11 protein-coding genes are annotated in these 12,404 nt (G+C 59.0%); all 11 read right to left on the bottom strand.

From position 1 onward, the window contains the following. Window positions 1-119: 119 nt before the first annotated feature. A complete protein-coding gene (msrQ, locus tag V8359_RS08575) occupies window positions 120-743 on the bottom strand; it encodes a protein-methionine-sulfoxide reductase heme-binding subunit MsrQ (protein WP_336428346.1) in 624 nt (207 codons plus the stop codon). A gap of 5 nt (window positions 744-748) precedes the next feature. Then, window positions 749-1,648 carry a protein-methionine-sulfoxide reductase catalytic subunit MsrP gene (gene msrP, locus V8359_RS08570; RefSeq protein ID WP_336428345.1) on the bottom strand — a complete coding sequence of 300 codons (900 nt, stop codon included), beginning with the start codon at window positions 1,646-1,648 and terminating at the stop codon, window positions 749-751. Between the two features lie 108 nt (window positions 1,649-1,756). Next, window positions 1,757-3,238 carry an FMN-binding glutamate synthase family protein gene (locus V8359_RS08565; RefSeq protein WP_336428619.1) on the bottom strand — a complete coding sequence of 494 codons (1,482 nt, stop codon included), beginning with the start codon at window positions 3,236-3,238 and terminating at the stop codon, window positions 1,757-1,759. A gap of 90 nt (window positions 3,239-3,328) precedes the next feature. Then, window positions 3,329-4,015 carry a hypothetical protein gene (locus V8359_RS08560; protein ID WP_336428344.1) on the bottom strand — a complete coding sequence of 229 codons (687 nt, stop codon included), beginning with the start codon at window positions 4,013-4,015 and terminating at the stop codon, window positions 3,329-3,331. 39 nt (window positions 4,016-4,054) lie between these two features. Continuing rightward, window positions 4,055-4,921, bottom strand: coding sequence for a hypothetical protein (locus V8359_RS08555; RefSeq protein WP_336428343.1), 867 nt, complete (start codon window positions 4,919-4,921; stop codon window positions 4,055-4,057). Between the two features lie 156 nt (window positions 4,922-5,077). Then, a complete protein-coding gene (locus V8359_RS08550) occupies window positions 5,078-6,289 on the bottom strand; it encodes a hypothetical protein (protein WP_336428342.1) in 1,212 nt (403 codons plus the stop codon). Between the two features lie 24 nt (window positions 6,290-6,313). Beyond that, window positions 6,314-7,030, bottom strand: coding sequence for an FkbM family methyltransferase (locus V8359_RS08545; protein WP_336428341.1), 717 nt, complete (start codon window positions 7,028-7,030; stop codon window positions 6,314-6,316). Window positions 7,031-7,141: 111 nt separating this feature from the next. Further along, window positions 7,142-8,146: a glycosyltransferase family 2 protein gene (locus V8359_RS08540; RefSeq protein ID WP_336428340.1), complete on the bottom strand. Its 1,005-nt coding sequence runs from the start codon at window positions 8,144-8,146 to the stop codon at window positions 7,142-7,144. 151 nt (window positions 8,147-8,297) lie between these two features. Continuing rightward, a complete protein-coding gene (locus tag V8359_RS08535; protein ID WP_336428339.1) occupies window positions 8,298-9,233 on the bottom strand; it encodes a hypothetical protein in 936 nt (311 codons plus the stop codon). Window positions 9,234-9,239: 6 nt separating this feature from the next. Continuing rightward, the gene (locus V8359_RS08530) at window positions 9,240-11,279 is read right to left on the bottom strand and encodes a glycosyltransferase family 2 protein (RefSeq protein ID WP_336428338.1); all 2,040 of its coding nucleotides are present in this window, start codon (window positions 11,277-11,279) and stop codon (window positions 9,240-9,242) included. A gap of 112 nt (window positions 11,280-11,391) precedes the next feature. Beyond that, the gene (locus V8359_RS08525) at window positions 11,392-12,330 is read right to left on the bottom strand and encodes a DMT family transporter (RefSeq protein WP_336428337.1); all 939 of its coding nucleotides are present in this window, start codon (window positions 12,328-12,330) and stop codon (window positions 11,392-11,394) included. Between the last annotated feature and the right edge of the window lie 74 nt (window positions 12,331-12,404).

Genomic DNA, 12,404 nt, shown 5'->3' with positions numbered 1-12,404 from the left:
AGATCGGCCCAAATCAGGGCATTTCGGGCCACCACACCGACTTATCCCCAGAATCCGGACCGGAATCCCGAGACTCGGCCGTCGGAATCGGGATCATCGCCACCGACTCGCCCGAAATTTCAGCGAGTCGGGGTGAGATTCTTCCTCCGAACCGACTGAATCACCGATTTCCATCGAATCCGAAGCGCCAGAAGTCCAAGAATCGCGACCAGAAACAGGATCGGACGAATCTGAAACCCTTTGACGACCATCACATAGTGGACCGCCCCCAGAATCGCCGCCCCATAGGTCAGGCGATGCAGCTTTCGCCACCGCGGCCCGAGCTTGCGGACAGACAGGTTGTTCGATGTGATCGCCAATGGCAGCAGCAAAAGGAACCCGGCCATGCCAACGGTGACATAAGGCCGGCGCAGAATATCCGCCCAGACCCGCCCGAGCGCCTGAACATCGAGCACGGCCCAGACAAGCAGATGCGCGAGCACGAAGATAAAGCACGACAGACCGATTGCGCGTCGGAACTTCATGAGGTTGAGCCCGACGTAACGCCGGAGCGGTGTCACGGCCAGACCGGCCACCAGAAGATACAGCGCAACCTTGCCCAACTCGTGCTCGAGCGTCTCGACCGGCTCGACCCCCAGTTGGCCTGTCGCACCGAGCCAGACCAGCCACCCTATATAGAGAAGGCTGACCGGATAGGCGGGCCATGCGGGAAGATTGCGCAGAAGCTTATTGAGACGGTCCATCCTCGTCAGAAATTCCGCGAGAGATCCATTCCCTCATAGAGGCCGGCAACCTCGTCGGCATATCCGTTGAACATCAGGGTGTCCTGCCGCGTGGGGAAGAGACCGGTGCCGATCACTTTCTCGCTGGCCTGGGACCAACGCCGATGGGGCACATTCGGGTTCACGTTGCTGTAGAACCCGTATTCACGCGCGTTTGCCTTGTTCCAGCTTGTCGGCGGTTCGTCCTCGGTAACGGTGATGCGCACCACGGACTTGATCGACTTGAATCCATATTTCCACGGCACCACCAATCGAAGCGGTGCGCCGTTCTGGTTCGGGATATCCTTGCCATAAATTCCGGTCGCCATGATCGTCAGTGGATGCAGCGCCTCGTCCATGCGCAAACCCTCGACATATGGCCAGTCCAGAACATTATAGTGAACACCCGGCATTTCATCAGGCCGCAGCGCGGTTTCAAACGCCACATATTCTGCGCCCGACTGTGCCCCCGCCAGGCCCAGAAGGTCGGCCAACTCAAAGCCGGTCCATGGGATCACCATCGACCACGCCTCGACACAGCGGAAACGATAGATGCGCTCCTCCACCGTCATTTCCTGCATGATGTCGGCAAACGCATAATCGCCCGGTCGGTCCACCATGCCCTCGATCCTCACCGTCCACGGTTCGGTCGTCAGCATATGGGCGTATTTCTCAGGGTCGTCCTTACGGGTCCCGAATTCGTAATAATTGTTGTAGCTGGTGATATCCTCCCAGCTGTTGGGCTCGAGCGTATTCGCGCGCCCTGCCCCCGGCAGGCCCACAAGCGCGGCCCCGGCGGCCCCGGCAATGATCTGACGACGGTTCAAAAAGACGGCCTCGGGGGTGACATCCCGTGGGCCAAGCGTATTCGTCCAGCGGCGGGCCATGAAAAACTCCGGAAAGATTACGTCCCAGCTAAGTAATAGGTCATTTGCGTTTCGCGCAAAACAATCCGCCTCACAATCGGTTGGGGTGATTGTAACAAACGGCGCGGCTTAGCCCGCCAATTCGGAATTGATGCTGGGGCGGATCTTGTTCATCGGGATAGAACTGCCATCGGGCTGAACGATGCGCACATGCCGGCGGCGCATCTCGCGCGGTTCGGCCACACCGACAGAATGGGCGATGGTCTCAACCTCTTTGATGATCTGATCGGCGTAATGCGCAACCTTCCTGAACTTGTCTTCAACGACAAGCCCGGCCTGAAGGCGCGGAACATGCGTGGTCACGCCGGTGGGACATGTATTGCGGTTGCACTTGAGCGCCTGAATACAGCCGAGCGAGAACATGAAACCGCGCGCCGAGGTCACGAAATCCGCACCCGCGCAGATCGCCCAGGCCACATCGCTGGGATTCACGAGCTTGCCGCTGGCGATGATGCGAATTCGCTCCTTCAATCCATGCCGGTCGCGCATGTCCACCATTCGCAACAAAGCCTCGCGCAGGGGCAGGCCCACCAGATCCATCAGCGGCATCGGTGCCGCACCCGTTCCGCCTTCACCGCCATCCACGGTGATAAAGTCCGGCGCGCTTTCGACACCGCGCTCGTTGATGAGCTGAAAGAAACCTGCCCAGGCATCGGATGATCCGATCACCGTCTTGAAACCCACCGGCTTACCGGTGACGTCCCGGATGTGTCCGATCATGTCCAGAAGCGTGCCGTAATCGTCCACCTCTATATGCCGGTTCGGTGAAATGCTGTCCTCTCCTTCGGGGATGCCGCGGATCGCGGCGATCTCGGCCGTGACCTTTTCACCGGGAAGGATACCGCCCTTGCCGGGCTTGGCCCCTTGCGCGAGCTTCAACTCGAACATTCTGACATAGGGGTTTTCCGCGATCTCGCGCAGTTTATCGTCGTTGAGCGTGCCATTCTCATCCCGCACGCCATATTTGGCGGTTCCTATCTGAAACACCACGTCGCAGCCGCCCTTGAGGTGATAGGGCGCAATCCCACCCTCCCCGGTGTTGAGCCACACGCCCGCCTTGGCCGCGCCACGGCTAAGGGCCTCGATCGCGGGGCGCGATATGGCGCCATAACTCATACCGGAGATGTTGAAGATCGATGGCGCGCGATAGGGGATCGCGGCATAGGGTCCAATCTCCATCGGTTCGGTATGCGCGAATTGTGCCGTGAGCGGAGGAAAGGCCGCCGGCACGAAAATCGGCGTGCCGGCCACCGTTATATTTCGGGTCGAGCCGAAGGCCACTGTGTTGCCCTTGCCGCGGGCCGCGTGCTTGACCCAATCCCGCTGCGCCCGGTTGAAAGGCATCTCCTCGCGGTCCATGGCAAAGAAATACTGACGAAAGAATTCGCCCAAGGTGCTGAACCAGCCACGAAAGCGTCCGATCACAGGATAATTGCGCCGGATCGCATCACCCGTCTGGGTCCGGTCGATCACGTAGAACAAAAGCACCGCGAGAACCACAATGCCCAGCGCCAGCACGAAGGTGACGGCGAGAAGTTCCAGCAGGTTCATGGCGTAACTCACGGCAAATCTCCGATAGACAATCCTGTGCCCCGAGCAAACTGCGACAGGCACGCGCCAATCATCAGCAGCGCGCGGAGCTTACCGCTTGTGAATGACCGCAACCTGATCCTTGCGCTTTTTCTGATAGAGCGCGGGAACAACGATACAGGCCGACATGTCGGGAACAAGGGCATTGAACGCCTCGGCGATGGCCGGGTCGGAATGGCTGAACTTTCGGTCATCGACAAACGACCGGAAAAGGGCGGCCGTTTTGGTGATGCCCGGTTGTTCGTAGGTTTCGGGCTGCCAGCGCAGATCCTCGATCACGTATAGCCCGCCCGGCCTTAGCTTGGGAAAGATTTCAAGGAATGCGTTCTGTTGATGATGCGAGGCATGGCTCGCGTCGTCGACCACGATATCGAGCCCGCCTTCGATCCCATCCATCGCGGCGGCGATCTCGGCGCGGTCATCCATATCGCACCGATGGAACGAAAATCGCTCATGTTCGAACCAAGAAAAGTCGGAGACATCAAGCCCGTGAATCCGCGCCTTCGGAAAATAATCCAGCCACATGCGGATCGATGGCAGGTCTTCGGTCTTGCGGTCCTTGTCCACCCCATGCTCGGGGCCACCAATCAGCAGACCCATCTCCAGAAAGTTGATCTTGCGCGGGCGATAGGGGTGAAAGAGCATGTGATAAAGCTCGGTGTAGCGATGCTTCGTGCTGCCCTTGTCCGATCCGTAATGATCTGCAAGGTCCGTCAGGTTCATGTTTTTCGTGCTCATGGTCGAAGACCCCGAATCCAGCATGCTCTATTCCTTGTGCTATTCCGCGGCGTCGGCGGTATCCTTGGGCTCCGCCTTTCTGGGAATGGGCGCCTCGTGCGGGTCAATGTCGTGTTTTTTCAAAAGATGGTCTATCAGTCCGCCCTCATCCGGCAGCCCCTCGGGACGGCTGGCCAAGAATTCCCGGATACGCCGACCATAAAGGTGAATCGAGGTTGTCTTGTCGGTCAGGTATGCTTCCGCCGATTTGCGGCGGGCTTTCTTTACCATGCGGCGGCGGTGTTCAAACGGCACGGGATAAAGCACGTCGCGCGGGAAGGCATACTTGTCTTCACCCGTTCTGTGGACATGGGCTGTGACGGCATGAGGCCCCCAGACACCCCAGGGCATCTCACTGACATGGACGGGTGTGCCCGCATCCGCCAGGGCCTGGTATTTGGCTTTGGCGGTATCACTAAACCAAAAGGGGATGCCGTATTCATCCTCGGTCATCTCAAGCAGACCGGCGAGAGCGGCGCTATCCTTGGGCAGGCCGAGAACCCCACCGTTGATATGGCTCATCGATTCCCACCCGAAATAATGCCCTGTCGGCGTTTCGAACGGGCGCATGCAATAAGCATCCGTGTCGGCCCAGATCGTATGGTCGAGCTTGGTCAGAAGGTGATAGCGAAACACATCGGAAAAAAGTGCGAGGCTTCCGGTGCGGCCGTGCTGAATGAAATCATCGCGCGCCAGAATCTGGTCGCCATGCACGACATTCGCACCCTTTGGCACACGATCCACAGGACCATAGTGATAAAGCGTGACCTCATGGCCGGCATCAAGGAAGGATTTCGCGCAAAGCTGCTCAACATAGCTGAGTGGGCCTTCGACCCACAGCATTGCGATATGATATGTCTGACCCATGGACTGCCCGTTCTGAACCTGCTCGGGCCGGCCCGTTGATATCGCGCCTGTTTTGCCCACCGAAAGGTTAGCGTTTCGGAAATTTCATGGCAATCGAACAGTTCGACCGTGACAAACTGCTAGCTGGGTGAGTCTGTCGCGCCACATTGCGCAGGTCTAAACCGTCTCGATGCTGTGGACCGAAGAGGCCATCCACTGATGTAGCGGGGTATCGAGGAACAGGCTGTCGATTTGACGGTCGGCACGGATGTTCCCACGATTGAGCGACTGGTTGGCCTTGTCCTTCATCTTTTGCAGGCCAAGACTTTGGCGATTTGCATGGGCAAAGTGCAGTATGGTGGGTGGCGCGCTCTCTTCGGTGAGGGTGAGGCGCAGGGTCCTGCCTTCGATCTCGACCGTCTCGATCTCGCCTTGGTCCAGTTGCAGGCCATGATGCGGAAGCGGAGCCCCCCCGACGCGGTGCCGCGGGGTATCGGGGCCCATATCTGCGATCACATCGGCGGCCCCGGCGATATCGGCATGGAGGGTGCGCCCCGTGCGACGAACGCGCGCGATGCGCGGGGCAGAAAGATCCTCGCCGCGAAGTGCGGCAAGATAGACCTCGGCCAAGATTTCCCCGACGGAGACACAGCCCGCGCCGGTAAAATGGGTGCGGTCATGCTGCGGCACGGCCCAGCCCGCCATGGCGAGCGTGCAATCGCTCCGCGTCTCGCAAATATCGAGATGGGCCTGAAGGCAAGGCCAGCGCCCGTCAAAGGGCTTTGCCGGTGGCTGCACGATGAAATAATGCGGCGGGGCCTCTTGGCCGGTGCGCAACGTGATCGCCGGTCCCAGCGCATCGAACAGCGCCCCAAGCCGCGCGAGATACGAGGCCTTGTCCATCTCGCGGTCGCCGGTGCCCTGACAAAAGAAAAGCGCGGGCACATGAACCTTGCCGCCCTCGGCCGAAACGTCGCGAACTGCCGCCGAAACCGCCGCCATCAGGTTCTCGAAAACGGCAGAATCGCTGTGCCATTCATGCGCAGGTGGCAAGAGATGCGCAATCGAACCATTGCTGCGGGATTCGGAATGGCCAAGGCATTCCGGTGGCAACCCCGCCCCGGAGGCGCGCGCGGCATAGCGGTATAGAAACGCAGTCACCGGGCTTTGGACGCGCGGCATGAAATCCACCGCGGCGGTCAGTCCATCAAAAGGCTCATGCAGCGGCTCGGCCCCTGCCCCGAAAAGCTGATGGGGGCCATTGAGCATGCGCGCAGGGTTCGGTTCGGGCGGCGACAGGATGCGGCCATTATTGCTGTTCTTGCCAAAATAGCTCTGGCCGAGAAACAGAAAGAGAGGCAGCGCACCCTTAGGCTGGGCGATGGTCATTGCGCTTGGGCTCCTCGTCGACTCTCACATCTTCTGAAACACGATCACGGAGCCGCTGCTTTGCTTGTTATAGACAAAGCCCTTGTCGTGCATTGCCTTGAAAATTGAGAGAACGCCCTTGTCGCCATAGACGCGCGGGTGGACCTCCATCACAACGGCGCGCAGACTACTGAGATCGAGCGCGGGAAAGAGGTCAAGCTCGGCGCCTTCGATATCCGAAAAGATGACGGTGGGATTGTGCGTCGCAATAAGCTCGGCAGGGTCGATGCACGGCACGGTTTCGGTCGAGACGACCTTGCCCGGCTTGGGCGAAAGGGATGAACCCCAGAAATCACCGCGCCGATAGAATGTCAGTTCCTCATCCGGTTCGAGAGATACTGCACCATAAATCAGCTCGTATCTGTCCTGCGGCACGCCCGAATTGGCCAGCGTGTCCCGAATGATTGGAAGAAGATCGGGGTTCGCCTCGACTGAAACGACCTTTTTGACCTTGGCCCGCTTGATAGCAATGGCCGCTACCACGCCAAGCCCCGACCCGAACTCAAGCACCGTATCATCGGCGTTAAGATAACGGCGGGCAAGCTTGGCTTCGGTCTCTTCATAGCGACCGTTCTTGAGCACGCGATACATGCGTGGCGTGATGATCTTGGGGTCATTGCGAATCTTGAGTCGATAGATATCGATGAACTCTTCTGTTTCGGCTCCTTGGTCGACTGCTACGTCCTCTGGCATCTGTCCCATGTATCCCCTTGGCTATGCCGGGAGCATATGCAACCCGGCCTTATGCTTCCATTTACGTGTTTGCCTGTCATCCTGCGCGGCTCATCACTTTGGCGAAGTCATCCGCTATGATCACAAGCTCGCACAAGACTCGGCCTTCTCGGCATGAACCTTCTCCGCAAGCGTATCATAAAGCTTCTTGCCCTGCTCATCCTCCATCAGGGCCTCGATCCGGGCGCGGTGGCGTGCGACACTTATGTCATGCCAGTGGCGAATATCAGGCAAGCCAAGAAGCCGGTCCATCTCGGTCTCGCGTATCTGGCTGCTTTGCAGGATCGAGCGGTCTTCGACCCGGTTATGGTTATATTCGGTCGCGTATCGGATGGCGTCGATCTTGTCGAAGCCAAAGACATTGCCGCGGTCATGCTTCACAAGAAAGCTCTCGACCGAGCGGAGCACATAATGATTGAGCTGCAACAGCTCGGTACGCTGGCTGACCTTAAGCATCTTGCGCCGGGGTTTTTTCGCCGAAATCCGAAGGTGGTTTCCCGACCCGTCACACCATGCGACCTTATCGTAGGACGCGGGCGGAATGGTCGGAAAGTGATTGAACGGCAGGATATCGTCGCGCACACGGTGCAAGCTTTTGATCGCGGTGCGCGCCTTGACGCCGGCACCCACCTGTTCGCCCCCGGTCATGAAAAACTGATCGGTAAGCGGGACGGGATCAAAGCTGATCACTCCGCCGAACCCGAAATTGACATGATTGAAAGACAGCACATCGAAGGGACCGATTTCGTCGAACGCGGCCTTTAGCGTGCCGTCGCCCGCCTTGACGTTGATGAATTCATCCACGTCGATCAACGCTACGTAATCCGCGCGCTGATATTCCTTGAGATGGCGGGCATAGGCGAAGGCCACGTTGATGCGCTGGTTCGATTGCACAAGACAGTTTGGATTTTCGAGATGTCGGATCACCCCGGCATCATCAAGCGCATCCAGAAGTTCCTTGGTGCCGTCGGTGCAATCATTGCTAAAGATAATGAAACGATTGACCCCGATGGCGCGATGATGGGCGAGCCATTCCAGAATGAACGGCCCTTCATTCTTCATGCATGCGACCACGGTTACATTCATCCTACGCCCCTTTTCACGGTAGGTTCTTCAAGCTTCTGACGTCTCATTTCCGCACCTGTTCTGCGCGTTGTCCGCGCACTTTCTCTACTTCAAAATGCCTATTCGGAATGTGGCTATCCCGTAAATCTGTGTGGTTCGTGGTTGTGGGGGATCACGACGGTTCAAGGAACTGCACCCCCGTCTTCTTGCGTATGGTTTCGATGTCCTGATCATAGACCCGGCTCAGATGCGCGCGCTCACTCGGCTCCCACGGATCATAGCCGGGGAACTCTGGACCACGTGGAAAGGCTTCCTGAATCTCGACCCGTTTGGCCAGCGCGGTTTCCCCACCGGACCGCTCGATCTCGATCAGGATTTCCTGAACCGCGCGATGACTCGCCGAAGGGCGGCCACGGTTTCGCTGGGGCACGGCGAGGTCGGCCACATCGATGTCGGGGCCACAGAGATTGGCAAGGATGCGCTGGGAAAGGTCGCGAAAATCCTCATGGCGCCACAGAATAAGCTCGGCATCGGGAAAAGACTTCTGCACGAGATCGATGAACCGCGCCCAGCTTGGCACTTTCGACAGAACGCGCCGCTTCATCTGGGCCTCGGGAAAGACGTTTCGCCCCGTGGCCGAGCGCAGAAATTCCACATAGGTCGAGGCGAAGAAATCCGCATAGTTGCGAAGCGCGAGATGCACTTCGGTCACCGGATAGGGAATGAACTCTGCAAAGATCGGAATAAGCGTGTTGCGCCTCTGGTAAAGCTTGCCCGAGCGCACGCAATGGCCGGAATGGCCCGGCATGTTTTCGTCTGACAGGATGATCCGCTCACCGGGGCCCGCGCCGATGTCACCGAAGAACGCACGCGCCCGCGTATCAAGATCGGCATCCGGCACCTTGGTCTTATAGTTCAGACCGATTTTCTCATAGCCATTAAGCTGACTTGGGAAGGTGTATTCTTTGCGCACCTGACGATGGTTGAGATAGTGAACGCCGCTTTTGCGCAACCGCCCGGCGTTGCGCTGAAGCCGCCCCTGAATGAAGCTTGTCGCGGTCTTGTGCACTCCGCCATGCACAACGACGTAAGGCAGGTCGCCGTCCACGCGCGCTCACCCTTCGACCAGATCGGGGGCCGCGTTGATATGGGTGATCTTCTCGCGGAACTCGCCCCAGCCATCGCGCGCCTTGAGCTCTTCGATCTTGGACCGGTGCCAAGTACAGGCCTCCTTGTGCAGCGCGGCCAGTGTTTCGTCCTTCATCAGGCGCGTGAACTCCCGCTTGAGATCCGGCAGGCGGGCATGAAGCGACACATCGCGCGTCGTGTTGAAGTTCATATTCTCCCAATAGGTCACGCCTTGGTCGTCATTGACGTGGTTGGTGCGGCCACGGTCGCGTTTCACAAGAAAGCTGTCGACCGACCGCACCGCATAGTGATGCATTCGCACGAGGTCATGACCAAAGCCGGAATATGCTTTCCATCCCTGATCCAGATAGGCGCTGGGCATCGGTTTGCCGCTGCCATCCACCCAAGCCACATCGCCCCGATCGACGTGATAGGACGGGCGGTGAATCTTGAGCCGCTCAAACCGGTCGGTGTTGCGGGCCAGCGTTTTCATTCCTTGCGCGCGATAATTCGGAAACTCGAATTCACCACAGCAGCGGTCGAACTGTTCCAGAACAAAGCCATCAGCGTATTCCACCCGGCCGCTATTGCCAAAAAGCTTCCAGCAGACCGAGATGCCATCAGCATCCCCCACAGCGGCAAAAAGATCGTCAAGACGCCCCTTGCCCACACGGATATTCAGAAATTCGTCACAATCAGCACAAATGAGCCAGTCGGCGTTCTGATATACGGGCTCTTTGCGGGCCGCCCTGAGTGCGGCACGCTGTGGGCTGCCGCCTTTTTTGAATGGATTCTGCCGATGCTGAGCGAGGCCCATTTCCTCAAGCCGCGCGGCAATCTTGTCGGTGCCATCGGCGCAATCGTTCGTATAAATCAGAAAATCGGTAAAGCCGATGGCTCGGTTGAAGGCCACCCATTCAAGCATGAACGGGCCTTCGTTCTTCATCGTGGTGACGATCAGGCGGCTGCCCTTGCCCTGCTTGGCCGGTGCTTTGGCGCCCGCGTTCGCCGGGGCGACGATCTGGCAATCATGGTCGGGGCCTTCGGCCTTCTTTGGCGTGGGCTTTGGCTTGGCCTCTTCAGTATAGGCCGGCTCCTTGGGTTTTTCTGCGGCGGGCGCGGCGGGCGGTTCCGCCTGGGCTTCGGCATCCTTGCGGGCCTTGCGCCGCAACCGCCGGCGAAACGTCTTGTCGAAATGAGTCGCCAGCTCCTCGCGGCCCTTGTCGCGAAAATAGCCTGCCACCGACCCGCGATACCACGGAAGATTCCGCCGCGCCCGGTAAAGCTGATAGAAATCCTTTTCGGTCAACTCATCAAAGATGACATGCCGCATGACAGGCTTTAGCGCGTCGATCTTGCGCAGGAAAACAGCCGTCTTGTGATGCGAGAACCAGCACTTGAAAATGCGGATGTTATCCCCCGAAAACCGGTCCACATGCTTCTGATCAAGCGCGTGATAGGGATCGTAGAAGATGTTCACACGCTCGGCCGATCCGGTCACCGCCGCAGCATCGGCCAGCGGCAACGCCCAATCCTGTCGGCGCCCGTTCTCATACCGGGTCTCCCAAGGCACGAGCGATGAATCCAGCGTGCTTTGCGGGTTGACGGCGATGACATGCGCGCCCGGCGCATAAGACGAATAGGCAAGCGCCGCGTAGCCGCCCATCGACACACCGGCAAAGATCACCCGCTTGTAGCCTTCGAAGAAACCTCCGGCGGCCATTTTCTCGAACCGCTCCATGAGGGCGGCATCGCGATACCAGTCGGACACATGCGCCATGATGCCCAGATGCGCGAGGCCCTCGTCCTGCGCGAACTTGTAGGCCCAGGGTTCGCGCTCGGTCTTGTCGTCATTGACGTTGGAAAGATTGTCGAACGTGACCAGAAGCCGGTCGCTCTTGCGCTGGGCGCAAAGCAGGCTGTGGCGCAACGTCTTGATCAGGAAGCCCTCGCCCTCGGCACCGGGCCGCAAATCATCGAACCATCGCGGAACGGCCGGGGCTTCGTCATCGGGTTGTGACGCCATCTTTGTAACTGCCTGCTTCGTTTCGGTTTGCAACGCTTGGCACGTCTGCACTATTTTCAGGTCAGTATAAGCCAGCCCCGCGAATTCGCGCAACAACAGAACAAAATCAACATTATTGTTTCATTACTGTGCGCAATATGCACCGCCTGACACCCACCTGAATCCTACCATCCGTCACGATTAACCCAAGGGCGATAATGCCGAACCCGGCAAGGGCCGCACCGTCGATCCGCTCATCCAGAAAGAGCGCGCCAAGGATGATCGCGAAGGGCGGGATCAACAGGGTGACCAGCATCAGGTTCGCGGCCCCTGCCCGCGCCAGAATGGAAAAGTAAAGCATATAGGCCAGCGCGGTCGAGAGAAGCGCCACACCGCCCAGCGCGGCCCAAACCCCAAGCCCGAGCGAGACCGACGGCACACCGTCCACCACGAGCACGACGGGGATCATCAGAACCGTGCTCCCCGCAAGCATGCCAAACGCGTTGACCACAGGGGGCTGTGCCCCAAGCGCGGTCTTGGCCCAGACACTCGCCAGCGCATAGGACAGCGCCGCGCCAAGAACGGCAAGTTGGGCGATATTGCGTAGGGAAAGATCCGTCAGGGCACCGGGCCCGATGATCACCGCCACCCCGGCAAGCCCAAGACAGGCCCCCGCCACCTTGCGCGGCAACAGCGGTTCATCCGCCAGAAGAAGCCCGGCCACCACGGCGCCGAACACTGCTGTTGTTCCATTGAGGATCGCGGCCAGACCGCTGGTGATTTGTGTCTGACCCCAGAAGATGAGCGAGAAAGGGATCGCATTGTTGAGCGCGCCCATCACAAGATAGGCCGCCCAGATCCGCGCCCCCCGCGGCAGGACAAAGCCGCGCAGGCGAAGCACCATGTAGAGAACCGGCAGCGCCCAACTGACCCGGTGAAGCGTGATCGTAAGCGGCGGCACCTCGGTCAATGTCACCTCGGCAAAGAAGAAAGAGCCACCCCAGACAAGCGCCAGAAGCAGAAGCATCGCGGCGGAAACGAGGTCAATTCCGGGTGTCTTTTGAGGTGTCATGCACCTGTTTTACCCGGCCCCCGGCGGCAGACGACCCGGAACATGCGCAATGCGGATGGTTTGCGCACCCAAGG

Source organism: Roseovarius sp. E0-M6 (genome assembly GCF_037083845.1).
In the GTDB taxonomy this organism is placed as follows: Bacteria; Pseudomonadota; Alphaproteobacteria; order Rhodobacterales; family Rhodobacteraceae; genus Roseovarius.
The sequence above is the reverse complement of the archived record's forward strand: the minus strand, read 5'-3'. Positions and strand labels throughout refer to the sequence as shown.

Coding starts and splice junctions, on each gene's coding strand:
- msrQ (WP_336428346.1), bottom strand. CDS start 743: ATGGACCGTCTCAATAAGCTTCTGCGCAATCTTCCCGCATGGCCCGCC.
- msrP (WP_336428345.1), bottom strand. CDS start 1,648: ATGGCCCGCCGCTGGACGAATACGCTTGGCCCACGGGATGTCACCCCC.
- V8359_RS08560 (WP_336428344.1), bottom strand. CDS start 4,015: ATGAGCACGAAAAACATGAACCTGACGGACCTTGCAGATCATTACGGA.
- V8359_RS08545 (WP_336428341.1), bottom strand. CDS start 7,030: ATGGGACAGATGCCAGAGGACGTAGCAGTCGACCAAGGAGCCGAAACA.
- V8359_RS08550 (WP_336428342.1), bottom strand. CDS start 6,289: ATGACCATCGCCCAGCCTAAGGGTGCGCTGCCTCTCTTTCTGTTTCTC.
- V8359_RS08530 (WP_336428338.1), bottom strand. CDS start 11,279: ATGGCGTCACAACCCGATGACGAAGCCCCGGCCGTTCCGCGATGGTTC.
- V8359_RS08555 (WP_336428343.1), bottom strand. CDS start 4,921: ATGGGTCAGACATATCATATCGCAATGCTGTGGGTCGAAGGCCCACTC.
- V8359_RS08565 (WP_336428619.1), bottom strand. CDS start 3,238: ATGAACCTGCTGGAACTTCTCGCCGTCACCTTCGTGCTGGCGCTGGGC.
- V8359_RS08525 (WP_336428337.1), bottom strand. CDS start 12,330: ATGACACCTCAAAAGACACCCGGAATTGACCTCGTTTCCGCCGCGATG.
- V8359_RS08540 (WP_336428340.1), bottom strand. CDS start 8,146: ATGAATGTAACCGTGGTCGCATGCATGAAGAATGAAGGGCCGTTCATT.